Below are 25,752 nucleotides of genomic sequence, written 5' to 3' on the forward strand. Positions count from 1 at the left end.
CCAATCGGGTATCATCATAAAAAAGTCACCATCCTCGATCAAAAATCAAGAAGACCTCGTGCCATCACGAAAGCGGCATCGCGGCCGGCTCATCTGTGAATATCCGCCGGAGCGGCATTTTATCACCCTTTATTCTATTTCTTTTTCGCATAGTCGATTTGAAACTGTATAATAAAACACTGAAATACTCCATACAGCCTCTGCCGAATGACGATGAGCAGACGAAGGCGGACGAACCCTGACGTGGCAGGAATGCATGTGGGGGAAAGGACTCGGCGCCACCGACACAGCGCAACTCCTCTTCAAGAAAGGCAAGAGCATCGCCAGGTGTGGGCTTGGACCGGTGCCGGCCGGGGATGACACCATTGTTGCCACTGCTGCGGGATAGTCATTGTTGCAGTTTGCTGCTCTTCCTGAAAGGTGGACCTGGCAATGCAACCATTCAGTGCAAATCGAAGCGGGGAATACACAGATGGGTACAAAAAAAATCGGCATCCTGATCGGTGGTTCCGGTCTTATCGGCGGCACCATCGTCAATTTCTACAAGACCAGATATTCCGATACGGTCGATATCCGCGCACCGAGCAGCAAGAAGCTGTCCATCCGCGAGGAAAAGGATATCCGCCATTACCTGACTGACGTGAATCCCGACTTCGTCATCAACGCAGCCATGGCCAGCCTCGGTTCGGACGGTCAACTGGCATACGAGGTCAACTATCTCGGTCCCGTCAACCTTGCCAGGGCGGCGAACGCGCTCAACATTCCCTACATCCATATCAGTTCCTCCGCGACCATGCCGGCCGGCGAAGACCTGCGGGAAGAGGACACCCTGCCGCTTACACCCCAGCTGAGCAACTACGCCAAATCAAAACTCATGGCCGAGTTGACTCTGCGGCGCATGGCGGCAGAGGAAGGACTGGATTACACCTGCATCCGCCTGGCGATCGTGTACGGCGCCCATGACCACAAGATCCAGGGGTTCCACCGGATGTTCTTCTCCATTGCCGACGAATCGATGCCGGTGCTGTTCACCAAAAGGCACACCTTCCATTCGTACAGCAATGCCCGGAAACTGCCGTTCTTCATCCACCATGTCCTGGCCAATCGTGCCGAGTTCAGCGGCAGGACCTACAACTTCGTCGACAAGAACCCGGTGGAACTGGCCACCCTGATCCTGACCATCAAATCGTACCTGCAACTGAACCAGCCCAGGGAGATCTATGTCCCCTACTGGCTGGCAAAAGGCGGCAAAAAAAGCCTCGATGTCCTCCTCAAGGTTCTCAGACGAATCGGCCTGAAGGCCAGCATGCCGCCGGAGCTGATGTTTCTTGACAGCTTTTACAAACCACAGACCCTGTCGAGCAGAAGACTGCAGCAATCCTCGTTTGTCGACCCGAAACCCAACGAGACCATTTTCACCCGGCTGCCGGAACTGGTCATCTATTACCTGACGCGCTGGAGTCATGAGAACCTGATCTCCACCTTTCCCGACTGCCTCGATCCGGATAAATCGATCAACCAAACCTTCTCCCACAATCCCGAACACCTTATCGAGAAGGTTCATGCCCAGGGGATCGGTCCGTTCCCCGACATGAAGAAAAAGGTGGGCCTGACACGCGATACCGCAACGACGAACTGAACCGGATGTCCGGCCCAAGCCCTGTCCCGCATGGAACATCGCGAATCCGGGCATCTCACTATGGGGAAGGGGATGCGGAACGACCGCCGCCACAACCCGAGCATCCTGACGATCCTGGCCAGCGTACACCTGTCGACAGTTTGCTGTATCGTGCTGTTGCGGCAGGCGATGAGGGTGAAGGGCTGAGGTCAGCCATCGGTCGGTCCATGCCCGATCGTAGCCTATATCTATATGAAATACCATCATAAGCAGATTGATGAAGGACCGGCGGCGATCTAATGAAGATCGACAAAGCGATCGAAATTGACTACAGTATCAGATACCGGCATCGCAGACGACCCTTCGGAATTGCAGAAGCACCTCACATATGACACCCACCACGCATCCAGCCGCCCGCTACAGCAGGGGTGAAGAAATCGCCAACAGCATCACCCACGGTCTCGGCACGGTCCTGTCCATCGGCGGCCTTGCCTTGCTGATCGCCTTTGCCAGCCGGTACGGCAACGCCTGGCATATCGTCAGCTGTTCAATCTTCGGCACCGCCCTGATCCTCCTTTATGCCGCCTCGACGCTGTACCATGTCGTGCAGCGGCCGGCGGCCAAGTCCGTTCTGCGCATCCTCGACCACGCCGCGATCCTGGTGCTCATCGCCGGCACCTATACACCATTTACCCTGGTCAGCCTGCGCGGCCCCTGGGGATGGACGCTGTTCGGCGTCATCTGGGGCCTCGCCGTAATGGGGATCATCATCGAAATTACCCGCCTGCGGCGATTCCGTGCCGGACTGATCGCCCTCTATGTGATCATGGGGTGGGCGGTAATCGCCGCCATCAAACCGATGCTGGACAGTGTCAGCAGCGGCGGCCTCCAACTGCTGCTCGCCGGCGGGCTGGCCTATACCGGCGGCGTAGTCTTCTATCTTTGGAAACGGCTGCCTTACAATCACGCTATCTGGCATCTCTTTGTACTGACCGGCAGTATCTTTCATTTCCTCGCCATCCTGCTCTACGTCATCCCCGTTTTCGGTCCTGCAGGATAATCGGTCATATCGTGAGGGGTGCAGACCCGCACCATCTCCTCTCCGGATTCCTCCCCGCGGCAACGGCGTCCGCCACCATCCTTCGACCGGCTTCATGGGACAGGACAGCGGGAACGGCATCCGCACCGACGATGCCAGACGCCTATCGATTGACCGTCATGGCTTTGAACGCGTGCGCACACCGAATACCCGATTCGCTTCGGCAGAATCACGGTAGTACCAGTACTCGACACCACTGTTGAAATTGAACGACCACGCCGACGATGCGTCGCGTGATTCCGCCCATAACAACCACCCGCTCGTCTTGAACGCAGGAGGCATGTTGCGCTCGCCGGTATCCGGCTGATACAGGCCTTTCAATTCCTCACGGGTCGGCAGGCGCCAACCGCCGCCGGCAACGCTGGAACCGGCTACCCACTGCTCGGCCTGGGAATAGTTGGTGTCCTTGTCCGGCCCGATGACCCACTCGAGACCGGTAGTAGCATCTGCGATCACCCCTTCCGCAGAAACCGTAAACCGTGTGGCGCCGGTGGAAAGGTCCACCACCGGTATACCACCGTCGATTAAAAACGCCTCGGTGATCTTGATGGGTTCGGTCAGGAGCGCCGTCTCACCCAAAGGGGCACTATCCACCTCTGCCGCTGTCTTGCTGGTCCACTTGTCTGATTGCGGCTTGAGCACATATTTTGACGAGGGGTATAATCCGTTCAACCGGAAGGTGCCATCCGCCTTGGTCACCGTTTCAAGCTGGGCGTAGCCTTTCAGAGGTTGTACCTGCGAGGCTGTGATCTTCACTCCTGCAACCGGTTTGCCATCCCAGTCTACCAGTTTCCCCTCGACCGCTGATTGATCACCACCGCAGCCGCCAAGGCCTAACACCAGAGAAATAATCAACGCCGATATTGATCCGATTTTCATGTCCCTCACCTTTATTGTATTGTCCCTGACAGTTGTACTTGAGATAGTCCCCCCATCTTACAACAAGAGGGGACGAATGCCAAAATATCTCCCCGCTCTCACCAGACAATAAAAAATTCGCTGACATTGATTGACAGCGGGTTCAAGGAAATTTCGGACGTCTTCGAAAATCAATCTGCCGTCTGCCTGGCCAGGTTTTTGAAGTTAGAAGAACTGTTGGTGGGTAAAAATGCAGGAGATGCGGTGTCCTGTCATTTCGGGTTGTGGCGATGCAACTCGTACTTTGCCACTGGAGTTTCCTCATAGTGAATGAAATGACAGGAGAGGAAAGGTCGAATTGATGAGATATTCAGACGTTCGTATAGACGATAAGACTCGATTGCCTATGATTTGCCATAGTAGTTTGCCACCCGTTGCATTGTGCAGGATAAGCCTCGATGTTGTTGACAACGTGGCGCAAGGAAAAGTCAGGTCACTGCCGATCGCGCCCGCATTAGACTGCAAAAGATTTTACGCGATGTTCGGGTTCGTAGTTGGTGGAACCCAAAATACAACGATCTCTCCCCAAATTTCAGTTGAAGAACACCGTCATGACCCTTAATTCCTCGAGAGCAATATTATGAAGGATTACATAATGCTTTGGTTGAGGCCACTCCGCCTCCTCGTTGAGGGCCGAGGATATTGTGCGCCTCAAGACTTCAGTAATAGTTAGTAAGCAGTCCTGGTTGCTTGATTTCCAACGTCGTGTTTACGAAATAAAACCGGTGATCATGAGAGAACTGATTGAAACACAAAGTACTACACTTTAGTCACGTAAGAGCATGTCGACTATAGGAACGATTTTAGACTCACCACCACAAATTTTTGAACTATACTCCTCACCCATATACGTCCACCGACCAGCATCGGTTGATGCGGATCCACTATCATCATTATTATCCAGAACAATCATAGAAATATCGTTCTTTTTAAGACAGTACGTCCCAAGCGTTTTCCATGTAACATCATTGCCTATTTGGTTAATTACTGTCGCAAATACTGGTTTAGCTGTTTTGTTTGTTGCGGCGGTGGTAGTGGTGTTAACATAAACGGCATAATCTGCGTCGAAGGTTCTGTTCTCAGTGGCGAAATAACTCGTCTCAATCTTGTAAAAGCCCGTTTTTGGAATTTGCACTCTCCAAAATGCGATACCATGGCGCAGCGGATTTACCTCCACGGATGTATAGCGATATCCAGTGTTGTTACAGGTTGGCCAGTATCTCCACTTCCAAGCACCATCATCAGAATACGAACCTAGGGCAAGATTTGTATTATCATTATGGGTTTCTGAATCTATCGTTATGATATTCCACGCATATCCAGCAGTAGCGTTCATAAAAACAGAAATGGTTACCAACGTAATGAAACTAACCGTATGAGTTATAACCCTAATAATCTTCCTTCTCAGCATTTTGATATCTCCATGGATAATAACATCAATTCAATTGGTAAATATTACATATTGAAGGCGGATTGAAAAGCAGGTATTGGCATGTTCATTGCTATCAACAAATGATAGAATAGATGAGATCTGTTCGTGGCAACCAGAAATTTACATGACGGAACCTCTATCCCAGGTCCAGTTATGCGAAATACGCAATATATCCGACAGTATATATTGTCGCAATCATCAACAAAAAATTGTGGCGGAGAAGCAGGGATTCGAACCCTGGGTGGAGTCACCCCCACAACGGTTTTCGAGACCGTCCCGTTCAACCACTCCGGCACTTCTCCGCTTGGGTCATTTAGATACCAGCAGCGCAGGTAATCTTCAACATAATTGAGCAGCTAATACCGTTTTCGACGCAATTGATATCTGCCACCAAAAATCCGATATTTATCGAATCGTATCCGCTACCCGTTCCCTCAAGGCTCTTTCCAACTCTTTCTTGACCAAATCGTTAAAACAAGCAAAGATTATCTTTCGCAGAGAAGGTGCAGTCAACAGATAAGAATACACCGTGTTCATCGCAATGGTGCAGGCTTCGGGGATCGGGAAACCATACACCCCACAGCTGATAGCGGGAAAGGCGACCGTCATCAGACCTTTTTCCTCGGCAATCTTCAAGCTTTCCCTATAGCAAGAGGCAAGCAATGCACTTTCCTGAGCCTGCCCCCCCCGCCAAATCGGCCCGACGGTATGAATGACATACTTCGCCGGCAGGTTGTAGCCTGCGGTAATCTTTGCCGATCCCGTCGCGCAGCCACCGAGCCCGGCGCATTCATCCAACAAAGCCCTGCCAGCGGCGCGATGGATGGCGCCATCCACTCCGCCGCCTCCCAGCAGTGAAGAATTCGCGGCGTTGACAATAGCATCGACGACAAGCCTTGTGATATCAACTTTCTCAATGGCAATGCGGTCTTCAATCATCATTTTGATCAGCCTGCATCAAGGATGAAATCATTCTTTGGCTGCCCGGCTGAAACTGAATTAAGATTGAACTAACCTGCAGATAACCACGATCCATCTCGATGTCGAATTAGCTGTGTTAAGGTAAAACGGGCAATCTTTTCCGTTCTACTTGGGCCATCATTCTTTCGACGAAACTACTTCACATACACAATCAATGTCATTAACTTAACGCCCTAAATATTCGATTAAACATTGTCAAAACAATATGTTAATGCTATATTTCGATAGTTTCTTCCATCTTAATCACTTCATTTGCAGCAGGAGGTCGCTATGTCCGATTTTTTTAAAAATTTTGAGCAAACTGGCACGGAGGATGCTTTCCAAGACTTGTGCCAATCTGATTGAATTCGTACAGAAAATCATCTTCTCTCAAGATTTCGTCAACCGCAACCGGAAGCATTCCTCTGATTTCACACGCGACAGAAAACTGCCTTTCTCCGCGCTCATCCTGTATTTCTGCAATTTCATCAAAAGCACCTACCAGCCGGAACTCAACAAGTTCTGGAAAATCCTCTCAGGCACAGTGGTGGCACGACATGTCGTCTCCAAGGCCGCCCTGTGCAAAGCCGGAAAAAAGCTCGAGCACGAGGCGTTCGTCGAACTCAACACGGAAACGGTCACCTATTTCAACGAACATTGCTCTCCTTTGACCTGGAACGGTTTCTTCCTGAAAGCGGTGGATGGTTCGACGGTGAAACTGCCGGACTTTCCGGAATTTGCCGAGCATTTCGGCGCATGGCATCCCAGGCTGGGAGAGCCGGTGCCCATGGCTCGGATCTCTCAACTATTCGATCCGCTCAACAAAATAACGCATCATGCCCTTATCGCGCCCAAAAGCTGCGGAGAAAGGGGACTGGCGGCCACGCATTTCCAGCATCTGAACGAAAAGGATCTGGTCTTGCTGGATCGAGGCTATCCCGCATTCTGGCTTTTCAAGTTGATTCTTTTTCATAGAGCTGCTTTTTGTGCCAGAATCTCCTGTAAAATCTCTTCGCCGAACTTTATCATGAACGTTGGCCCATTGAAGAGGACTACAAAGTCATGAAATGTCGAATCGAGGTGGAAAATTTCTCCGGCAAAAGCTCACTCTCAGTATACCAAGACTTTCATGCCGCAGTTTTCTCACAAAATATCACCTCGATACTGGTCGCCTCGGCACGTGAACGAGTCGAAAAAGCAGCAGCATCCAGAACAATTGGCTACAAAAGCAATTTCACCCAGGCTCTTTCGACCATGCGGGATACGATCGTTGTGCTGTTCCGGGGAACCAGAAAAACCATTCTGCGAATCATCTCCGATCTTCTGGAGACAATCGCCAGGGCGGTGGAACCAGTGAGACCGGGACGAAAATATCCGCGTAACCACAAAAGAGCACAGAGAAAATTCTGCTTAAACTACAAACCGATCCTTTAAGTTAATGACATTGAATCATACCATGAAGAACTTCACAATCGCCGATATTTTCGTCACTTCAAGGTGCTGCGTCTTCGAGTTCCCCAGTTGATTGCTGTTCCATCCGAACAACATCTGACCAAAGAAAAACCACCTGAGCTGATTATGCCTCAACCACTGTATTTAATGGCGCGCCCGGCACGATTCGAACGTGCGACCTACGGATTAGAAGTCCGTTGCTCTATCCAACTGAGCTACGGGCGCAATACATAAACTCAACGTGATTGGTTACGGCAAATTGCTGAAGACAAGCCATCAACGAGTTGGTGGCAGTTATCAATAACGGACACGAAAAGCTATGCCTATGCCATCTATTGGTAACAACTTCTCTCAATGATTATCAGCGACTGATAACCGGGATCGGCCTGATTCCTCGTGCGACCCATCGTTGGGCGAGCATCGGCTTCCATCATCTCCCTTTGATTTTCATCGGAGCGATATTGCCATCGTCGGCCAGAGGCACGATCAATCCCCAAAGGAGTCTCTTACTGATCAGGCCCCAAATAACGACATACCGACCCGATATTTCGTCATTCTTTCAAACATCACTGCAAGCATTGGCAGCAAATTGCATCTGGAGAAGATTGGCCGCACCACCAGACGGTGCTTCGCCAATCGTTCCCGCACGATCACGGGACATATTAACCAAACACCTCCAAAAATCAACACGATTCTGCTATTCGACCTCCGCCACCTTCTTCCAGATCGGCCCATTGACCGTGTCGATGACGATGATCCCCTTCTGTGCCAGTTCGGTCCTGGCCGCGTCGGCCGCCTGCCAGTCCTTGTCGGCCCGCGCCTGCTCCCTTTTCTGGATCAGGGCATTGACCTCGGGAACCAACTGACACCCTTTCAGGCGGAAGATCTGCAGCACCTGGTTGAGCCGGTCGAGGCTCTCGATAATGTAATTTTTCTGATCCATATCGAGATTGTTGACCTGAAGGGCGGGATGGGCCTTGGCGATGAAATTATAGATCGCCCCCATCGCCTTTGATACGTTGAGGTCATCATCCATCGCCTCGAAAAACTGCTCCTCCATTGCCGAAACGAAGGCGGTGATCTCCGGGTGCGGCTTGCCGGCCGGCAGGCAGAGAAGCCTGCAGGTAAATTCATCGAGACGGCGCAACGCCGTGCGCACGTTTTCCAGACGCTTGAACGAAAAATTGATCGGCTTCCGATAGTGCACCGAAAGCAGCATGAAACGCACCTCCCTCGCAGTGAAGCCGCGATCGAGGATATCACCCAGGGTGACGGTGTTGCCGGTATCGGTCGACATCATCTTGCCGTCGACCAGAACTAGCTCGGAATGGAGCCAATACCGGGCCAGAGGCTTGCCGGTCAGGGCCTCGGCGATGGCGATCTCGTTCTCGTGATGGGGAAAGATCAGGTTACGGCTGGCGGTATGGATATCGAGCGTTTCGCCAAGGCGCCGCGTCGCCATGGCCGGGCATTCCACATGCCAGCTGGGACGGACATTGCCCCAGTCGGTCTGGAAAAATATCCCCTTTTTCAGCTCGGACAGTGTCGATCGCTTCAACAGTGTGAAATCACGAGGGTTATCCTTCTCGTAATTATCGAGATCGACGGTCTTGCCGAGCTGGATCTTGCTCAGATCGATCCCCGAAAGGCGACCGTAATTCCTGAATTTCGAAATATCAAAGTAGATCGATCCATGCTTTTCATAGGCAAAGCCTTTGTGTATGAGTTCGTGCGTGATCTCGATCATGTCCGTCACGTGTTCCGAGGCCTTGGGGTAACCGGTTGCCCGTTTCACCCCCAGCGCATCGATATCACGCATGAAATCGTCGATGTACCCTTGCGTGAACTCCCCCAGCGGCTTTCCGGCGGCCTCGGCCCCGGCGATCGTGTTGTCGTCGAGGTCGGTGAAATTCATGTACGACTCGACCGTCATCCCCTTGGCCTCGAGATAGCGGGTGATCAGGTCGGAGACCACGAAACGCCGACAGAGCAGGAGGTTGGCAGGTTCATAAGCCGTTGGTCCGCAGGAATAGAAGGTGACCTGCCGTTCCTTCAGGGGGGCGAAAACTTCCTTCTTCTTGGTCAGCGTGTTGAAGAACTTGAGCTGGGACTTTTTCTCCTCCGCTTTTTTCGGCGGCGTGAACAGCGGCGTGCTGAGGTAGCGCTCACCGCCATCCGGGAAAATGACGACTACCATGCCGCCGGTCAGGTTCCTGGCGAAGTCGATCGCCGCCGACATCGCTGCACCGCTGCTCATTCCGACCAGTATCCCCTCCTGGCGGGCGAGACTACGCGCCGTGCGGAAGGCATCGTCATCCTTGATGTGCACCAGGTGCTGCGGAATGTTCTTGTCGAAGATGCCGGGTTTGTAGGACTCTTTCATGTTCTTCAGCCCCTGGATCTTGTGACCGAGATAGGGCTCCACCGCCACAATCTCGACATGGGGATGAAATTCCCGGAACCAGGCGCACAACCCCATGACAGTCCCGGAGGTGCCGAGGGTGGCGACGATGTGGGTGACCCGGCCCTCGGTCTGGCGCCAGATCTCCGGGGCGGTGCCGTAATAATGGGCCTTCCAGTTGGCATCGTTGTTGTACTGATCGGTTAGAAAATAGCGGTCCGGGAATTCCCTCACCATGGCATAGGACTTCTCGATCGCCCCATCGGTGGCACGTTTGGCCGGGGTCAGCAGGATCTCGGCGCCGTAGGCCTGCATGATCTTGCGCCGTTCCACCGAAGCCGATTCCGGCATGACCAGGACGCATCGGTATCCCTTGGCGGCACAGACCATGGCCAGGCCGATGCCGGTATTGCCGCTGGTCGCCTCGAGTACGATCTTGTCTTTGGTCAGTTCGCCGCTCGCCTCCCCCGCCTCGATCATGGACAAGGCGATTCTCTCCTTGATCGAGCCACCGGGGTTGCTCGACTCGATTTTGCCGTAAATGGAGACCGAATCACTCTGAAAGAGACGGTTGATGCGGACGATAGGCGTATCGCCGATTGCTTCAAGAATAGTAGAGTAAGGCATCTTCAAACCATGAAAAAAAACGATGAGAGCCGACAGACGATGGTCTTCCGGCCGGATGATTCTGATATGAACTGCTGGACTGTGCCAAGGAAGATACCGCTTTCCGGTCAGCGGTCAAGTCAATTCTGCAGCAGAAGGACGGGGCTATTTGCGGCAGCAGGCCCGGACCAGATACCAGAACCGGAACAACGCCTCCCGGCATTGCTCGTCGTCGATGAACGAGATCCGGTTCCTGAACTCGGCGACCTCGCCGACCGGCGGCGGCACGAATTGCACCGGGGTCTCCGGCGGCTTTTCGGCCTCGGCTTTCCCCTTGGGCAGGGCGTACTTGATATCGTCGATCCGCGATCTGGTCAACGTCGCATTGATCGTCTCCAGCAACTGGTACTTCTGAAATCGTAACTGCTGCAGCCAGGCCGAATTCTCCACCTCGAGCCACAGGACCCCGTTTTTGATCCTGAGCGGCCGGCAATGCACCGCCGTATCCGGATCGACGAGCGAGGCCCAGATGGCGAAGACCGAATGGAGGTCGAGCTGGATCTCCCAGCCGTGCTGTCGGACCAGGCGGGGCAGTATGTCCGCAACGGCCGGTTGGCTATTTTTCTTGATTCGCGGCATTCCACCTCCATGTCACCGGCATCCCTTTCCGTTCATTTACCGGTAAAAACGGAGATTGGCAACCCTGACCGGCCCCAAAAAGCAATGGCCCGCATATCGTCACGACATGCGGGCCACGTGCATCGGACCAGAGAAGCCTCAGAGGGTATCAGTACACCGAGAGATACTCATCGATTTCCCAATCCGTGACGGTAATCCTGAAACTGTCCCATTCCTTCTCTTTGGCGGTGATATACTTTTCATAGATATGGTCGCCAAGGGTCGGCCTGGCAATCGGATTGGCCTTGAGTTCCTCGATGGCCTCCTTCAGACTGCCGGGCATGACGGCGATATTCGCCTCATCCATCTCGGCGGCGCTCATCTTGAAGATATCCTTCTTGACCTCGGGCGGCGGGGTAAGGTGGTTTTTGACGCCCTCGAGCCCGGAGTTCAGCATCATCGCGAAGGCGAGGTAGGGGTTGCAGGTCGGATCCGGGCAGCGGATCTCGGTACGGGTCGAGAGCCCGCGGGAGGCCGGGATGCGGATCAGGGCCGAGCGGTTGGAGGCCGACCAGGCGGCATACACCGGCGCCTCGTAGCCGGGGACCAGCCGTTTGTAGGAATTGACCAGCGGGTTGGTGACAGCTGAAAAACCGCGTGCCCCCTTCAGCGCCCCGGCAATGTAGGAGTAAGCCACTTTGGAAAGCTGCAGCTGGTCACTTTCGTCAAAGAAGGCGTTGGTGCCATCGAGGTTGAACAGCGACTGGTTGGTGTGCATCCCCGAGCCGTTGATGCCGAAGATCGGTTTCGGCATGAAGGTGGCATGGAGGTTGTACTTCTGGGCGATCGACTTGACGACCCACTTGAAGGTGACGGTGTTGTCGGCGGCGGTCAGGGCATCGGCATACTTGAAGTTGATTTCATGCTGTCCCTCGGCCACCTCATGATGCGAGGCCTCGATCTCGAAACCCATCTGCTCGAGAGTCTCGATGATCTCGCGGCGGCAGTCATTGGCCTTGTCCTCCGGATCAAGGGAGAAGTACCCGGCGACATCGCTGGTCACCGTCGTCGGCAACCCGTTCTCGTCCTGCTCGAAGAGGAAGAACTCGGCCTCGGTCCCGACATTCATGGTGTACCCGAGTTCTTTGGCCTCGGCCAGCACCCGCTTGAGGTTGACCCGGGGACAGCCCTCGAAGGGGGTATTGTCATGCTTGTAGACATCGCAGATGATCCGGGCGGCGGCCACGCCGTTCCGGTTTCTCCACGGCAGCACGGAAAAGGTGTTGTAATCGGGCTTGAGGTACATGTCCGACTCGTTGATGCGGACAAAGCCGTCGATCGACGAGCCGTCGAACATGATGTTGCCGTCAAGGGCCTTGCCGATCTGGCTCTTGGGCAGGGCGACATTCTTCATGAAGCCGAAGATGTCGACGAACTGGAGGCGGAAAAAATGAATATTCTCGTCATCGATGATCTGCAGTATTTCGTCTCTGGTCATTGCATGCGTCTCCTTATCTTTGATTTGAATTGCCGGCATCAACTGAAACAGACATTGTCTGGTCGATCCCAAATTAACATTTATTACGTTTTTTGCAACAAACAATGAAATATTTATTACATGATTGTCATTTTTTATACAAAAAAAATCGCTCCACCGGCCCGGAAATGCCCGCCTGGCTTCCGACCGAAACCGCCCTAGGCCTCCTTATGCCCCAAGGCATAGAGCAGACCGTGCACCACCTCGCGCTGGAATCCGGCATCGATCAACTTCCGTCCCTTCGCGTCGAGGACATAAAAGACATCGATCAGCTGCTCGACCTCCGTGGCGATATACGCCCGGTGGATATTCATGCCGAAATCGGCAAGGGTCTGGGTGATCCGGTTAAGCATGCCGGGGAGGTCCGCCGAATGGACCTCGATGACCGAGAAGACATCCGAGCTGTCGTTGTCGATGATCACCCGCGGCGAGATCCTGCCGCCGCGATCGTATCGCCGTCCATATCCGGACGACAGCTTCTTCAATAACCGCTGGCCGAGATCGAGGCGATGGGTGATCGCCGCATCGAGATCGACATTCATCGCCCGCCAGTCTTTCTCTGCAAAACCCAGACCATCGACGGGCCGCACATCGAGGACATCGACGACCGTGCCGTCATCCCAGGTAAAGATCTGGGCCTTGACCACCGCGAGATTGTTGAGGGTCACGACCCCACAGATCTTCGCCAGCAACCCCGGCCGGTCGCTCGACAGCACCAGGATCTCCCACAGATCGCCGTGATCCTGCGCCAGAACCAGCGACTTCTGCCGCAGCAGGCGATAATTGTCACGGTGAAGACGGATGTGGTCGGCGACCTTCTCCGGCGCGAAACTGAGGATGTAATCCGACGACAGGCTGGCGAGGTTGATCAGGGGGCTGGCCTCGCCGGCCAGCAGGTCCTCGACCTGGCCGCGCAGCCATTCCGCCCCCTGCTCCTCATGCCGGTCGATCTCCACCAACTCCTTGGCCTGACCGGCGGAGAAATCGAGATACGGAAAGATCCGCAGAAACATCTCCTGCATCAGGGTGGCCTTCCAGTCGCTCCAGGCCGAGGGCCCGGTGGCCCGGGAATCGGCGATCGACAGGAGATACAGCATCGCCAGCCGCTCCATGTCACCGATGGTCTCGGCGCACCGCTGAATGAAGGCGGCATCGTTGAGATCCCGGCGCAGGGCGTTTTCAGGGATGAAGAGATGGTATCGCACCAGGAAGCCGAGCAGATTGCACTCGGCCGGCGACAACCCCAGCCTCCTGCCCACGGCGACGGCAAGCCCGGCCCCTTCCAGGCTGTGATCCCTCCCGGACCCTTTGCCGATATCGTGCAGCAGCGCCGCCAGGTACAGGATGTGGGGAGAGGCGATCTGCCGGTACACCGCACCCTGTTCCCCGGCGGCGATTCGCAGCTCGGCAATGGTCTGCAGCGAATGCCGGTCGACGGTATAGATATGGTAGACGTCATGCTGCGCCAGGGTCACTATCCTTGCATATTCGGGGATATAGGTCTGCAGCATGCCGGTCTCAAGCATCGTTTCGAGCACCGGAAAGATATTCTCGGCCTCGACGAGCAGCGCCAGGAAGGCCTTCGACATCCGCGGTGAAGTCCTGATCTTGTCGGTGACCAGGGCCAGGTTGGCCATCACGGCCTTCTGGGTCCGATGGTGAAGGGGCAACCCGGTTCGCGCCGCCGCCAGAAAGAGGCGCATCAGCACATGCGGCCGCGCCTCCAACTGCTGCTGGGACAGGACCAGGTGAATAGAGCCGTGACGTAGCACCACCCCTTTCTCAATCTCTTTGTCCGGTAAAGGCAGGTGACCTTTGCCGGCAAGCCCCAGGACCTCGTCGACATGATCGAAGAAGAGGTCGGTCGTCACCGCAACAACCCGCAAGTGCCGATAGACATCCCGCATGAAGTTCTCCACCGCCAGAACTGCATCATTCCCCGTATAGCCGAAGGCCTCCGCCATCTCGACCTGCTGCTCGAGATAGAGCTGGTCGTTCTTGCGCCGGCTGACATAATGGAGCCGGTTGCGCAGGCGGATGAGCATATCCCAGGAGGCGATGAACTCCTTCTGTTCCTCAGGCGACAGCAGGCCGGCATCGAAGATGTCCTCTATGCCGGAGAGACCGAAGACCACCTTCGCCGTCCAGACCATCGCCTGGATGTCCCGCAGCCCTCCCTTGCCTTCCTTGATATGCGGCTCGAGAAGATAACTGTGATGACCGTAGCGATTTCTTCGGCGGCGGCGATGCTCCTTCATCTTCTCGACAAAGACATCCCGCCGACCTTCGATCAATTCATCCCGGAACCGCAACAGCAGGTTACCGAAGAGTCCGGCCGAACCGGTGATCAACCTGGCGTCGAGCATCGACACCTGGAAAAAGTAGTCTTCTCCAGCCTGCAGCAGTGATTCCTCGACGGTCCGCACCCCATGCCCGACCTCCATGCCGCTGTCCCACAGGGGATACAGCACGGCATCGGCAATCCCCCTGACCTCCTCCCGGAAATCCGGGCGATACAGCACCATCAGATCGATATCCGAGAACGGAAACAGTTCCCGACGGCCGTACCCGCCGAGGGCAACGAGAGCGACGGCATCGGGAGGCAGGTTTTTGGCGGCGCCGGTGAAGCAAGCGGTGATAAAATCGTCCACCAGCCGGCTATGGTGCAGGAGCAGGGACCTGCCGCTCAATCCCTGCTCCCAGAGCTTCTCGAGGGCGTCGCGCTCGGTTCGCAGATGAACGGTCATCTATCGATCAGACCGCGTCACGATTTTCCTCGCCCGTCCGGACCCTGACAACCCGCTCGACCGGCAGCACGAAGATCTTGCCGTCGCCGATCTTGTCGGTATTGGCGGCGGCCCTGATCTTGTTGACGACGAGATCCACCTGATCCGCCGGCAGTACGATTTCGATCTTGATCTTGGGGATAAAGTCAACCACATACTCGGCACCGCGGTAGATCTCGGTATGACCTTTCTGCCGGCCGTACCCCTTGACCTCCGAGATGGTCATCCCCTTGATGCCCAACTCGTTGAGGGCGTCTTTTACATCGTCCAGCTTGAATGGCTTAATGATCGCTTCAATCTTTTTCATATTCGTCCTCTCCGAAGGACTCTCCCCTGCATGGAATCGAACAGGGGAGAGGATAATTGCTGCTCCACGGCAGATTCCACCGCATCAGATGCTGTAACCTACCTCACTATGTTCGACCACATCAAGACCCTGCTGTTCACCTTCACTATCTACACGAAGACCAACTATCGCGTCTATTACTTTCAGGATGACGAAGGTCACGATCACCGAGTAGACGATCGCCGCGCCGGCACCGATCGCCTGCACCGTCAGCTGATGCGGATTGCCGTACAGCAAGCCCTTGGCGCCGACCGAGGCGAAGATCCCGGTGGCGAGCGCCCCCCACAGACCGCCGAGGCCGTGCACCGCGACGACATCGAGGGCATCATCATAGCCGATCCGGGTCTTCAGGATAACCCCGAGATAACAGAGGACCCCGGCAACCCCGCCGATGACCACCGCCCAGATGGGCGTTACGAAACCACAGCCGGGGGTAATGGCGACCAGACCGGCCACGGCACCGGAAGCAGCCCCCAGGGTGGTCGGTTTGCCCTGGATCTTCCACTCGGCCAGAACCCAGCCCAGGGCGCCGACACCAGTCGCAAGTTGGGTCGTCATCAGGGCCAGGGCGGCAATCGGTCCTGCCGTCAAGGCGCTGCCGGCATTGAACCCGAACCAGCCGAACCAGAGAATGGCGGCACCGAGTACGGTCATCGGCAGGTTGTTCGGATGGATCGCGTCCTTACCGTACCCCCTGCGCTTGCCGATGACGATCGCACACACCAGGGCCGCTGCCCCCGAATTGATATGAATGACCGTGCCGCCGGCGAAGTCGAGGGCACCCATGTCAGCCAGCCACCCGCCCCCCCAGACCCAGTGGCAGACCGGGAAGTAGACCAGGCTGACCCAGGCGGCGATAAAGAGCAGGTAGGCCGAGAATTTCATCCGTTCGGCGAACGCTCCGGTGATCAGGGCCGGAGTGATGATCGCGAACATCAGCTGAAAGGCACAGAACAGCATGTCGGGAATGGTTCTGCCGGTCCCCGCCTCCCAGCTCACATTTTTCAGAAAGGCGAAATCGAGATTGCCGATAACATTGCCGACATCCGGCCCGAAGGCCAGGGAATAGCCGTAGACCACCCAGATGATCGACACAATCCCCAGACAGAGGAAACTCTGCATGATCGTTGCCAACACGTTTTTGCTGCGCACAAGACCACCGTAGAACAAGGCCAGACCGGGCGTCATAAACATGACAAGGGCCGTGGCGATGAGCATGAATGCGGTATCCCCAGTATTCAGTTCCATACAATTCTCCTCTGCTCTATTTTCTGTTCAATCATTTCCGGCAAGAGGTTGATCGGACGGCGGTCGGTGCACGGCAGACAATCAACTCAGTTATTATAGGCGGTTTCGGAATGCTCACTGGAATCCATTCCTTCCACCTCGGCCTCTTCCGTCAGTCGCATGCCCAACGCTGCATGAACCACCTTGAAAAGAAGCCAACTGACGATGAACGCATATACGCCGACTACCACAACCCCCAACGCCTGCTTGCCAATTTGGGCTGAACTGCCAGCCAACAGACCATCTACTCCTCCAGGATTCACCTGCGTCGAGGCAAAGATACCGAGACACAATGTCCCGACCATTCCGCCAACCCCATGAATCCCGACCACATCCAGCGAATCGTCAATACCGATTCTCCCTTTCATACTGACCGCCAGGTAACAGACAATCCCGGCGATGGCACCGATGACGATGGCCGAGTTGGGCCCGACAAATCCTGCCGCCGGGGTGATGGTCGCCAGGCCCGAGATCGCTCCCGACGCCGCACCCAGAGTTGTCGCCCTACCTCGGAAGACCCATTCCATCACGACCCATGACAGCATTCCCGTCATACCGGCGAAATGGGTGGCGACAAACGCCGTCGCCGCAATTTCATTGGCCGCCAGAGCCGAACCGCCGTTAAACCCGAACCAGCCGAACCACAGGATCCCGGTTCCCATGACTGTCATCGGCAGATTATGGGGCATGTAGCTCATCCTGCCGTATCCCCTTCTCGCCCCCAGGACCAGAACGCCGGCCAGGGCTGCCGCTCCGCATGTCACATGGACCACAAGCCCGCCGGCAAAATCCAACACCCCAAGCCGACCGAGCCATCCTCCCTTGCCCCATACCCAGTGGCATACCGGATTGTAGACCAGTATCGCCCAGAGCACCGAGAAGACCAGAAAGGGCACAAACCGTACACGTTCAGCAAATGCGCCGGAGATCAAGGCCGGAGTGATCACGGCAAACATGCACTGGTAAACCATGAACACCGTCTGCGGTATCGTTGTCGCGTAATCCGGGCTCGGGTTGCCCGTGACCCCCTTCAAACCAAACCAGGAGAGATCACCGATGACACCACCCACATCGGGACCAAACGACATCGAATACCCCAGATACACCCACTCGATCGAAATCAGGGCAATCATGAACAGACTCTGCATGATTGTCCCCAGGACATTCTTGCCACGCACCATCCCTCCGTAAAAGAGGGCCAAACCCGGTGTCATCAGCAGCACCAGCCCGGCAGAAGCCAGGATGAATGCCGTATCCGCCTTATCCATTGTGTTCTCCTTGAAAGAAATCAGAACCGGCGCCTGGCGGGCCCACCATTTCCGGCTCCAGTTGATGACAAAAATGATATATAACACATTTTTGTCATATATTTATATTTCTTTGTCGCGAAGATAACACAATTGAATTTTATTTCAATCGGATGATTTCTATATTCCAAGAGGCGTGCCAGGAAGAATTATTTAATGTAATATACCAGTATTACTAGTTTTTAATGAATCACAAAACTACCGGGCACTTAATTTCCGATTCTTTTTTGTCATATTGATATTTTTACGTTACATATTTGTATTATTTTTTCATTCTTGGATCTCTCCACTAGCCCCCGTTTTCCTCTGCCAGAGCCACTCCCTCTCCCTGCCGTAACAGCCGCATCCTTGACAGCGAGGTATATTTATGGTGTAATTTCATGTGCTAGGACTGATCGAACCGACACCATGGAGTGGGAAAGAGCTCTCCGTCAATCAAGAGGCCGCTTTCTTGCAGCAGGCTACCGGCCGGCAACGATCTCACCGGGAGACCAGCGGTACACGGCATGGCCCGGGAAACATCTTCAGGAATTCAGGAAATGACAGAAACGGAAAAGAGAAGATTCATCAGGTACGATGCACTCCACCTTCTGGATTACACCGTAATGAATGCGGACGGCAGCAAAGGCATCTACTCGATGGGTCGGACGCTGGATGTTTCAATCGACGGCATCAAAATGGAGATCAAGGACCGTTTTGAACCTGGTACCTTGCTGCTCGTCACCGTCGGCCTGGAGGACAACCTGGTCGAGTTGTTGGGGGAGATCATCCACACCACTCCGGCGGCGGGACGATTCGTGTCGGGTATACTATTCAAGAAGATGACAAAGGAAGGAAGGGCAATCTTCGCCCGTTACACAGAAGCCTTCAGGCAACGCCGGCAGCAAATGCAAAAAACGGAGCAGACAGACTGAACAGCCTCCCGATCCCTCCATCGCCGTTGCGGCACTTCATTTCGTTTTCAAGCCGGGATTGGACCATCAGGCAGCCATCCCCGGAGATGACTGTTCCGAGTCGCTGAGGCGTGGCCGATTCCAGTCCCCCGGCCAATCGCTTCACGCCTGAACAGGGGCCGGCAGACCATCATTGCTGGCGGCCGTAGACATCTTCAAAACGGACGATATCGTCTTCGCCGAGGTAACTGCCGATCTGGACCTCGATCAGCTCGAGGTCGATCACCCCGGGATTTTCCAGCCGATGCACCGTTCCTGCGGGAATGTAGGTCGATTGGTTCTCGTGCAGGAGGATGACGGAATCACCGTTAGTCACCCGGGCCGTGCCGGACACCACCACCCAGTGCTCGTAGCGGTGATGGTGCATCTGCAGGGAAAGCTTGGCCCCGGGGTTGACGGTGATCCGTTTCATCTGGTAGCGGGGCTGTTCTTCGAGGACGGTGTAGCAGCCCCAGGGCCGATATACCGTGGAATGGCTGAAAAACTCCTTGCGTTTGGTCTTCTTCAGGTATTCGACGACCTGTTTGACTTCCTGCGAGCGCGACAGCGGTGCAACCAGGAGCGCATCCGCCGTCTCGACGACCAGCATATCCTCCAAACCGACCGCGGCGACCAGCATATCCTCCGACCGGATCAGGCAATTGCGTGTTGCCTGCAGATAGACGTCGCCCTGACAGACATTGCCGTCGCCATCCTTGTCAAGCACCTGCCACAGGGCCTGCCACGAACCGACATCGCTCCAGCCGAGGTCAGCCGCCACCACCGCCGCCTTCGCGGTCTTTTCCATCAGGGCGTAGTCGATGGAATCACTCGGGCAGCGCTCCATCTGCTGCCGGTCCAGGCGGAAAAAGCAGCCGTCACGCTCTCCTTCGGCAACGGCCTGCGCCATGCTCGCCGCAATGGCCGGGGCATGCCTCTCCATCTCGGCCCGGAAGGATTCGACGGTGAAGGCGAACATGCCGCTGTTCCAGAAAAACCTGCCGCTCTCCAGATACCGTTCGGCGGTCGGCCGATCCGGTTTCTCCTTGAAGGTGACGACCTCCCCCTGTTCTCCGCGCTCGATGTACCCATAGCCGGTCTCAGGGTATTGCGGGGTGATGCCGAAGGTGACGATCGCGCCGCGGCTCGCCAGTTCCGCCGCCTCAGCCACTGCTTCCTGAAATTTATCCTGATTCCTGACGATATGGTCGGCCGGCAGGACCAGCAGGACCGTCCCGGCGGCGTTGTGCCGGCCACTGTATTCGGCGGCGGCACAGACGGCAGGGGCGGTATTGCGGCCGAGCGGCTCGAGGACAATGGTGTACTCGTCGAAGCATTTCAGTTCGTCGACCTGGGTCCGGGTGATGAACCGGTGCTCCTCGCCGACGACGATGAGCGGCGGCAGCACCGCCGGCAGTCGGCCGGCCCGCAGCAGGGTCGTCTGCAGCAGCGAGGTCTGGTCGATGAGCTGCAGCAGCTGTTTCGGGTAGAGCTCGCGGGACAGGGGCCATAATCTCGACCCGGTGCCGCCTGCCAGAATGACCGGTTGGATGGATGTCATATTCAAACCTCTACTGATGTATCTGCGCCACCCGCACACCAACAGGATCGATCGGTGGCGACGCCGAAGGGGACGCTGGTGCCTGCTGTTTCGTTTTTTTCTCCTGTCATATCGTTCTTTACCTCTGTCATTTCTTCAATTCCCCTGTCATTTCGAGCGGCAGCGAGACATCCCGTCGTTCCCGGTAGGGCGAAGGGCGTGATGCCACCCCCTCTGTCATTTCGAAGCGAAGCGAGAAATCTTGTCCTTTCCTGCCGGTTGGGTACTCTCATTTCCGGCAATACACTCCCTCGACAGTTCAATGGATCATCTGCCGCAGCTCGGCCAGGGTGCGCGCCAGCAGGGCGGCATCACCCCGGGTCTCGATGTTGAGCCGGAGCAGCGGCTCGGTGTTCGACTTGCGGATGTTGAAGCGGACATCGGCGAAGGCGATGCTGAGCCCGTCGGTCCGGTCGATGGTGCCGTGACCATACCGCTGTTCCACCGCCGCGATGACCGCATCGGGGTCGGCGACCCGGAAGTTGATCTCGCCGGACACCGGATAAGCCCGCATCCGCTCGGCCACCAGGCTCGACAGGGTGGTCCGGCGGCGGCTGAGCAGGGAGCAGATCAGCAGCCAGGGGATCATCCCCGAGTCACAGTAGCCGAAATCGCGGAAATAATGATGGGCCGACATCTCGCCGCCGTAGATCGCGTCCTCGAGCCGCATCCGCTCCTTGATGAAGGCGTGGCCGGTCCGGGTCATGACCGGCACCCCGCCGGCCCCCCGCACCAGTTCCTCGGTGTTCCAGGTCAGCCGGGGGTCGTAGAGGATCTTCGCCCCCGCCTCCCGCTCCAGCATCTCGAGGGCGAGGAGACCGACGATATAGTAGCCCTCGATAAAGGTGCCGTGCTCGTCCCAGAAGAAACAGCGGTCGAAGTCGCCGTCCCAGGCGATCCCCAGGTCGGCGCCCGATTCCACCACCAGCCTGCCCGTCTCGGCCCGGCATTCAGGCAGCAGGGGGTTGGGGACGCCGTGGGGTAAGGTGCCGTCGGGATCATGGTGCAGCCGGACGAAGTCAAACGGCAGCTGCGGTGCCAACCGGTCGACCACCGCCCCGGCGCAGCCGTTGCCGCTGTTGACCACGATCTTCAGCGGCCGCAGGCCGGCGGGATCGATATACTCGAGCAGATGCCGGACATAATCAGCCTTGAGCGACCGCGCGCCATACCGCCCCTTGGTACTCGCCGGCGGCGGCAGCGTTCCCCGACAGATCTGTTCGGCCATCTGCGACAGACCAGCCTCGCCGGTCACCGGCCGCGCCCCCCGGGTGACGAATTTCATCCCGTTGTAGTCGGCGGGATTATGGCTGGCGGTGACGATGATGCCGCCATCGACGCCCTCACCCTCGAGGCTGAAGGCGGCATGGTAGATCTCTTCCGTGCCGCAGAGCCCGAGGTCGAGGACATCGGCGCCCATATCGACGAGGCCGGCGATCAGCGCCCGGGACAGCTCATGGCCTGAAAGGCGGATATCGCGGCCCACCGCCACCTTCCCGGCCTGATGGACGCTGGCGAAGGCCCGGCCGATGTCGTACGCCAGCGGCGGATTCAATTCATCGGGCACCCGGCCCCGGATATCGTAGGCCTTGAAGCACGGCGGCGGCGACCAGTCCATTTTTTTTTGCGTTTCCTTTTCGTTTGGGGTTCGGTATATTCCCAGACTCATCGGGCGATACTAAAAGACAAGCTCGCCTGCAGCAAGCATTTTCCACCGTTTCAGTGACGAAGAGCACCAATGAAAGGCATCATCCTCGCCGGCGGCTCCGGCACCCGGCTCTACCCCCTGACCCGGGTCATCAGCAAACAGCTGATCCCCATCTATGACAAACCAATGATCTATTACCCGCTGTCGGTGCTCATGCTCGCCGGCATCCGGGACATACTGATCATCTCGACCCCGCACGATCTCCCGAGTTTCCGCGAGCTATTCGGCGACGGAGCGCAGCTTGGGCTGGCGATCAGCTACGCCGAGCAGCCACGCCCGGAAGGCCTGGCCCAGGCCTTCATCATCGGCAAGGAATTCATCGGCCAGGATTCGGTCTGCCTGATTCTCGGCGACAATATCTTCTTCGGCCCCGGCTTCACCAAGATCCTGCGGGAAAGCTCCCAGCTGACCAGCGGTGGCCTGATCTTCGGCTACATGGTGAGCGACCCCGAGCGCTACGGGGTGGTCGAGTTCGATGCCGACAACCGGGTGGTCGGGATCGAGGAGAAACCGCTGCGGCCGAAGTCGAAATTCGCCGTCCCCGGCCTCTACTTCTACGACAACGATGTCGTCGCCATCGCCGAGCAGGTCAGACCGTCGGCCCGCGGCGAACTCGAGATCACCGACATCAACAACGAGTACCTGCGCCGCGGCACCCTGAAGGTCCAGCCGCTCGGCCGCGGCTTCTGCTGGCTCGACACCGGCACCCACGAGTCGCTGCAGCAGGCGGCCAGCTATGTCCAGGCGGTCCAGGAACGGCAGGGGCTGAAGATCGCCTGCATCGAGGAGATCGCCTACCAGCTTGGCTACATCACCCTCGATCAGCTCCTCCATCTGGCCAATGATCTGATGAAAAATCAGTATGGCCAGTATATCACCGATGTCGTCGCCGAGATGAAGAATGCACGCTGAGGGAAAGATGAAGATACTCATCATCGGCGCCCGGGGCCAGCTCGGCTCGGACTGCTGCAACATCCTGTCCGCCGACAACCAGACCCTGGGGTGCGACATCCCGCAGATCGATATCGGCGACCCGGCCAGCGTCGACCGCTACATCGATGATACCCGTCCGGAGGTCATCATCAACTGCGCCGCCTACACCGCCGTCGATACCTGCGAGACCGAGGTCGAGCTCGCCTGGAAGGTCAACGCCGAAGGACCGAAAAACCTGGCGATCGCCGCCCGCCGGAACGACAGCCGGCTGATCCACATCTCGACCGACTATGTCTTCGACGGCACCAAACCGGCGCCGCAGGCCTACAGCGAGGACGACCCGACCAACCCGCTGTCCCAGTACGGCCGGAGCAAACTGGCGGGCGAGGAGTACATCGCCGCTCTGGGCGGCAACGCGATCATCCTGCGCACCGCCTGGCTCTATTCGGCCTATGGCAAAAATTTTCTCAAGACGATGCTCCGTCTGGCACTCGCCGATTCCAAGCGGCCGCTGAAGGTCGTGGACGACCAGTACGGCTCGCTGACCTGGTCCTACACCCTGGCGCTGCAGATCCGCAAACTGCTGCACTCGGACATGACCGGCATCATCCACGCGACCAGCGACGGCCACTCCACCTGGTACGGCGCCGCCCGCTACTTCCTCGAGGCGATGGAGGTGCCCCACAACCTCATCCCCTGCGCCACCGCCGAATACCCGACTGCGGCCCATCGACCGGCCAACTCGATCCTCGCCAACACCCGGCTGGACAAGGCGGGCATCTCTACCTTCGGCAGCTGGCAGCGGGACGTCGACACCTTTGTCAGTCAATTCCGGGAGAACCTTATCGAAGAGGCCAAGGCGGCACTGCGGCAGGGGTGATAACCTGCCATCGCGACCTGCCCCCGCTGTCATCTCGACCTGCCCCTTCTGTCATCTCGACCTACCCCTTCTGTCATCTCGACCTACCCCTTCTGTCATCTCGACCTGCCCCTTCTGTCATCTCGACCTACCCCAAGCTTAGCGCATCCGCTCCATGTAGCCGTTATAACCGCTCCATCGTAACCGGTAACTATTGGTATTTCTGCGTGATAATTGTTAGGGTCACTTTGTAGTGCCATAATATTATTCAAGGGGATTGACTTTTGCCCCCGGATATGGCTATGCTGTGGCCATGTATATTCGACAAACCAAAACCAGCAGCAGCCCGACCGGGGAAACCTACAGCACCTTCCGCCTGGTCGCCTCGGTACGGACCGGCGGCAAGGTGCGGCAACAGACCCTGCTCAATCTGGGCAAAAATTTCGATCTTGCCAAGGAGCTCTGGCCGCAACTCTGTACCAGAATCGAACAGATTCTGGCCGGTCAGCTGAGCCTGATCCCCGGAGCCCCTGCGGTAGAGAAGCTGGCGCAGCGCTACGCCGCCCGCCTGGTCATGAGCGGCCCGAAGGAGGAGAGGGGCGAGGTCCGGGAGACCGTCGATTATCAGGAGGTCGACATTGATTCCCTGGAACTGGTCCGTCCCCGCTCCATCGGCGTGGAGCATGCCGGGCTGGCGGCTTTGGCGGAGCTTCAGTTGCCGCGGATCCTGGCGGAGGTCGGTTTGAACGGGGTGCAGCAGGCGGCCACGCTCGGCAGTATCATCGGCCGGATGGCCGAGCCGGGGAGCGAGCTGGCGACCTATGCCTGGCTGACCGGACAGAGCGGGCTGGGGGAATTGCTCGATGTCGACTACGAGGCGATGCCGTTGATACGGCTGTATCGAACCTCGGATCTGCTGGTCCGACACCGCCAGGCCATCGAAGCACGGTTGTTCTCCCGGATCAGTGACCTGTTTTCGCTGCCGGCCACGGTAACGCTGTATGATCTGACCAATACCTATTTCGAGGGGGCGATGGCCGGTAACGGCAAGGCCAGACGGGGCCATTCCAAGGAAAAACGGTCCGATTGTCCGCTGGTGACCCTCGGCCTGGTCCTCGATGGCAGTGGGTTTGTTCGGCGCTCGCGGATGTTCGAGGGCAACGCCATCGAGGCCGCCACCCTCGAACAGATGCTGACCGGGCTGGCGGCCCCGGCAGGGGCCCTGGTAATCATGGACCGGGGGATAGCCACCGAGGCCAATATTGCCTGGCTGACGGGCCAGCACTATCGCTATCTGGTGGTCAGCCGCGAGAGAAAACGGCAATTCGCCGCCGAGCAGGCGATCGCGGTGAC

General features: G+C 56.7%; 22 protein-coding genes and 2 tRNA genes. 10 read left to right on the top strand and 14 right to left on the bottom strand.

All coding sequences use genetic code 11. From position 1 onward, the window contains the following. Positions 1 to 256 precede the first annotated feature (256 nt). The 4 genes from ACWGKN_RS19235 (at position 257) to trhA (ending at position 2,678) form a co-directional block, all read left to right on the top strand. Positions 257 to 388, top strand: a complete 132-nt coding sequence (locus ACWGKN_RS19235) for a hypothetical protein (protein ID WP_424255213.1) — start codon at positions 257 to 259, stop codon at positions 386 to 388. A gap of 84 nt (positions 389 to 472) precedes the next feature. Continuing rightward, positions 473 to 1,639, top strand: a complete 1,167-nt coding sequence (locus tag ACWGKN_RS19240; RefSeq protein ID WP_052160160.1) for an NAD-dependent epimerase/dehydratase family protein — start codon at positions 473 to 475, stop codon at positions 1,637 to 1,639. 30 nt (positions 1,640 to 1,669) lie between these two features. After that, positions 1,670 to 1,825: a hypothetical protein gene (locus tag ACWGKN_RS19245; RefSeq protein WP_424255217.1), complete on the top strand. Its 156-nt coding sequence runs from the start codon at positions 1,670 to 1,672 to the stop codon at positions 1,823 to 1,825. Between the two features lie 181 nt (positions 1,826 to 2,006). Next, positions 2,007 to 2,678 (top strand): PAQR family membrane homeostasis protein TrhA, encoded by a 672-nt coding sequence (gene trhA / locus ACWGKN_RS19250; RefSeq protein WP_035231381.1) that lies wholly within the window; start codon positions 2,007 to 2,009, stop codon positions 2,676 to 2,678. Positions 2,679 to 2,834: 156 nt separating this feature from the next. Here the strand turns inward: trhA and ACWGKN_RS19255 are convergent, their stop codons facing one another. The 4 genes from ACWGKN_RS19255 to ACWGKN_RS19270 all read right to left on the bottom strand — a co-directional run bounded on the left by ACWGKN_RS19255 (position 2,835) and on the right by ACWGKN_RS19270 (position 6,009). Further along, the gene (locus tag ACWGKN_RS19255) at positions 2,835 to 3,596 is read right to left on the bottom strand and encodes an Lcl domain-containing protein (protein WP_452095805.1); all 762 of its coding nucleotides are present in this window, start codon (positions 3,594 to 3,596) and stop codon (positions 2,835 to 2,837) included. A gap of 805 nt (positions 3,597 to 4,401) precedes the next feature. Beyond that, entirely contained in the window at positions 4,402 to 5,046 is a 645-nt protein-coding gene (locus ACWGKN_RS19260; protein WP_424255223.1) for a golvesin C-terminal-like domain-containing protein, read from the bottom strand. 233 nt (positions 5,047 to 5,279) lie between these two features. Then, a tRNA-Ser gene (locus ACWGKN_RS19265) sits at positions 5,280 to 5,369 on the bottom strand. A 103-nt stretch (positions 5,370 to 5,472) separates the two neighbouring features. After that, on the bottom strand, positions 5,473 to 6,009 hold the full coding sequence (locus ACWGKN_RS19270) for an O-acetyl-ADP-ribose deacetylase (protein ID WP_452095806.1): 537 nt from the start codon (positions 6,007 to 6,009) through the stop codon (positions 5,473 to 5,475). Positions 6,010 to 6,361: 352 nt separating this feature from the next. Between ACWGKN_RS19270 and ACWGKN_RS19275 the strand changes: the two genes are divergently transcribed. Continuing rightward, positions 6,362 to 7,093 (top strand): hypothetical protein, encoded by a 732-nt coding sequence (locus ACWGKN_RS19275; protein ID WP_452095807.1) that lies wholly within the window; start codon positions 6,362 to 6,364, stop codon positions 7,091 to 7,093. Beyond that, positions 7,090 to 7,461 carry a hypothetical protein gene (locus ACWGKN_RS19280; RefSeq protein WP_452095808.1) on the top strand — a complete coding sequence of 124 codons (372 nt, stop codon included), beginning with the start codon at positions 7,090 to 7,092 and terminating at the stop codon, positions 7,459 to 7,461. Before ACWGKN_RS19275 ends, ACWGKN_RS19280 begins: the two co-directional genes overlap by 4 nt. A gap of 166 nt (positions 7,462 to 7,627) precedes the next feature. Here the strand turns inward: ACWGKN_RS19280 and ACWGKN_RS19285 are convergent. The 8 genes from ACWGKN_RS19285 to ACWGKN_RS19320 all read right to left on the bottom strand — a co-directional run bounded on the left by ACWGKN_RS19285 (position 7,628) and on the right by ACWGKN_RS19320 (position 18,328). Next, positions 7,628 to 7,704 (bottom strand) — tRNA-Arg (locus tag ACWGKN_RS19285). Positions 7,705 to 8,176: 472 nt separating this feature from the next. Next, positions 8,177 to 10,507 (bottom strand): cysteine--tRNA ligase, encoded by a 2,331-nt coding sequence (gene cysS / locus ACWGKN_RS19290; RefSeq protein WP_035231390.1) that lies wholly within the window; start codon positions 10,505 to 10,507, stop codon positions 8,177 to 8,179. Positions 10,508 to 10,651: 144 nt separating this feature from the next. Then, complete coding sequence (locus ACWGKN_RS19295; RefSeq protein WP_052160161.1) at positions 10,652 to 11,125, bottom strand: DUF721 domain-containing protein; 474 nt, start codon at positions 11,123 to 11,125, stop codon at positions 10,652 to 10,654. A 148-nt stretch (positions 11,126 to 11,273) separates the two neighbouring features. Continuing rightward, positions 11,274 to 12,602: a glutamine synthetase family protein gene (locus ACWGKN_RS19300; RefSeq protein ID WP_035231391.1), complete on the bottom strand. Its 1,329-nt coding sequence runs from the start codon at positions 12,600 to 12,602 to the stop codon at positions 11,274 to 11,276. Between the two features lie 197 nt (positions 12,603 to 12,799). Next, positions 12,800 to 15,388 carry a [protein-PII] uridylyltransferase gene (gene glnD / locus ACWGKN_RS19305; RefSeq protein ID WP_424255234.1) on the bottom strand — a complete coding sequence of 863 codons (2,589 nt, stop codon included), beginning with the start codon at positions 15,386 to 15,388 and terminating at the stop codon, positions 12,800 to 12,802. A gap of 7 nt (positions 15,389 to 15,395) precedes the next feature. Beyond that, on the bottom strand, positions 15,396 to 15,734 hold the full coding sequence (locus tag ACWGKN_RS19310) for a P-II family nitrogen regulator (protein WP_035231395.1): 339 nt from the start codon (positions 15,732 to 15,734) through the stop codon (positions 15,396 to 15,398). A gap of 84 nt (positions 15,735 to 15,818) precedes the next feature. Further along, positions 15,819 to 17,015 carry an ammonium transporter gene (locus ACWGKN_RS19315; protein ID WP_424255257.1) on the bottom strand — a complete coding sequence of 399 codons (1,197 nt, stop codon included), beginning with the start codon at positions 17,013 to 17,015 and terminating at the stop codon, positions 15,819 to 15,821. Positions 17,016 to 17,107: 92 nt separating this feature from the next. Beyond that, the gene (locus tag ACWGKN_RS19320; RefSeq protein ID WP_452095809.1) at positions 17,108 to 18,328 is read right to left on the bottom strand and encodes an ammonium transporter; all 1,221 of its coding nucleotides are present in this window, start codon (positions 18,326 to 18,328) and stop codon (positions 17,108 to 17,110) included. Between the two features lie 578 nt (positions 18,329 to 18,906). On the opposite strand from ACWGKN_RS19320, the gene ACWGKN_RS19325 reads away from it, so the two are divergent. After that, complete coding sequence (locus ACWGKN_RS19325) at positions 18,907 to 19,281, top strand: PilZ domain-containing protein (protein WP_035231399.1); 375 nt, start codon at positions 18,907 to 18,909, stop codon at positions 19,279 to 19,281. Positions 19,282 to 19,450: 169 nt separating this feature from the next. On the opposite strand, the gene ACWGKN_RS19330 is transcribed toward ACWGKN_RS19325, so the two are convergent. Both ACWGKN_RS19330 and ACWGKN_RS19335 read right to left on the bottom strand, forming a co-directional pair. After that, a complete protein-coding gene (locus ACWGKN_RS19330) occupies positions 19,451 to 20,860 on the bottom strand; it encodes a mannose-1-phosphate guanylyltransferase/mannose-6-phosphate isomerase (protein ID WP_035231401.1) in 1,410 nt (469 codons plus the stop codon). Between the two features lie 298 nt (positions 20,861 to 21,158). Next, the gene (locus ACWGKN_RS19335; RefSeq protein ID WP_452095810.1) at positions 21,159 to 22,517 is read right to left on the bottom strand and encodes a phosphomannomutase; all 1,359 of its coding nucleotides are present in this window, start codon (positions 22,515 to 22,517) and stop codon (positions 21,159 to 21,161) included. Between the two features lie 120 nt (positions 22,518 to 22,637). Between ACWGKN_RS19335 and rfbA the strand changes: the two genes are divergently transcribed. The 3 genes from rfbA to ACWGKN_RS19350 all read left to right on the top strand — a co-directional run. Then, a complete protein-coding gene (gene rfbA / locus ACWGKN_RS19340; protein WP_035231405.1) occupies positions 22,638 to 23,519 on the top strand; it encodes a glucose-1-phosphate thymidylyltransferase RfbA in 882 nt (293 codons plus the stop codon). Between the two features lie 7 nt (positions 23,520 to 23,526). Beyond that, positions 23,527 to 24,420 carry a dTDP-4-dehydrorhamnose reductase gene (rfbD, locus tag ACWGKN_RS19345; protein WP_452095811.1) on the top strand — a complete coding sequence of 298 codons (894 nt, stop codon included), beginning with the start codon at positions 23,527 to 23,529 and terminating at the stop codon, positions 24,418 to 24,420. Between the two features lie 292 nt (positions 24,421 to 24,712). Beyond that, a partial coding sequence (locus tag ACWGKN_RS19350) for an IS1634 family transposase (RefSeq protein WP_452095812.1) occupies positions 24,713 to 25,752 on the top strand: 1,040 nt, incomplete at its 3' end.

This window comes from Desulfoprunum sp., assembly GCF_053613775.1.

Coding starts and splice junctions, on each gene's coding strand:
- ACWGKN_RS19255 (WP_452095805.1), bottom strand. CDS start 3,596: ATGAAAATCGGATCAATATCGGCGTTGATTATTTCTCTGGTGTTAGGC.
- trhA (WP_035231381.1), top strand. CDS start 2,007: ATGACACCCACCACGCATCCAGCCGCCCGCTACAGCAGGGGTGAAGAA.
- rfbD (WP_452095811.1), top strand. CDS start 23,527: ATGAAGATACTCATCATCGGCGCCCGGGGCCAGCTCGGCTCGGACTGC.
- ACWGKN_RS19260 (WP_424255223.1), bottom strand. CDS start 5,046: ATGCTGAGAAGGAAGATTATTAGGGTTATAACTCATACGGTTAGTTTC.
- ACWGKN_RS19320 (WP_452095809.1), bottom strand. CDS start 18,328: ATGGATAAGGCGGATACGGCATTCATCCTGGCTTCTGCCGGGCTGGTG.
- ACWGKN_RS19245 (WP_424255217.1), top strand. CDS start 1,670: ATGGAACATCGCGAATCCGGGCATCTCACTATGGGGAAGGGGATGCGG.
- ACWGKN_RS19280 (WP_452095808.1), top strand. CDS start 7,090: ATGAAATGTCGAATCGAGGTGGAAAATTTCTCCGGCAAAAGCTCACTC.
- ACWGKN_RS19270 (WP_452095806.1), bottom strand. CDS start 6,009: ATGATGATTGAAGACCGCATTGCCATTGAGAAAGTTGATATCACAAGG.
- ACWGKN_RS19325 (WP_035231399.1), top strand. CDS start 18,907: ATGACAGAAACGGAAAAGAGAAGATTCATCAGGTACGATGCACTCCAC.
- ACWGKN_RS19235 (WP_424255213.1), top strand. CDS start 257: ATGTGGGGGAAAGGACTCGGCGCCACCGACACAGCGCAACTCCTCTTC.
- ACWGKN_RS19240 (WP_052160160.1), top strand. CDS start 473: ATGGGTACAAAAAAAATCGGCATCCTGATCGGTGGTTCCGGTCTTATC.
- cysS (WP_035231390.1), bottom strand. CDS start 10,507: ATGCCTTACTCTACTATTCTTGAAGCAATCGGCGATACGCCTATCGTC.
- ACWGKN_RS19335 (WP_452095810.1), bottom strand. CDS start 22,517: ATGGACTGGTCGCCGCCGCCGTGCTTCAAGGCCTACGATATCCGGGGC.
- ACWGKN_RS19295 (WP_052160161.1), bottom strand. CDS start 11,125: ATGCCGCGAATCAAGAAAAATAGCCAACCGGCCGTTGCGGACATACTG.
- ACWGKN_RS19330 (WP_035231401.1), bottom strand. CDS start 20,860: ATGACATCCATCCAACCGGTCATTCTGGCAGGCGGCACCGGGTCGAGA.
- rfbA (WP_035231405.1), top strand. CDS start 22,638: ATGAAAGGCATCATCCTCGCCGGCGGCTCCGGCACCCGGCTCTACCCC.
- ACWGKN_RS19275 (WP_452095807.1), top strand. CDS start 6,362: ATGCTTTCCAAGACTTGTGCCAATCTGATTGAATTCGTACAGAAAATC.
- ACWGKN_RS19300 (WP_035231391.1), bottom strand. CDS start 12,602: ATGACCAGAGACGAAATACTGCAGATCATCGATGACGAGAATATTCAT.
- ACWGKN_RS19310 (WP_035231395.1), bottom strand. CDS start 15,734: ATGAAAAAGATTGAAGCGATCATTAAGCCATTCAAGCTGGACGATGTA.
- glnD (WP_424255234.1), bottom strand. CDS start 15,388: ATGACCGTTCATCTGCGAACCGAGCGCGACGCCCTCGAGAAGCTCTGG.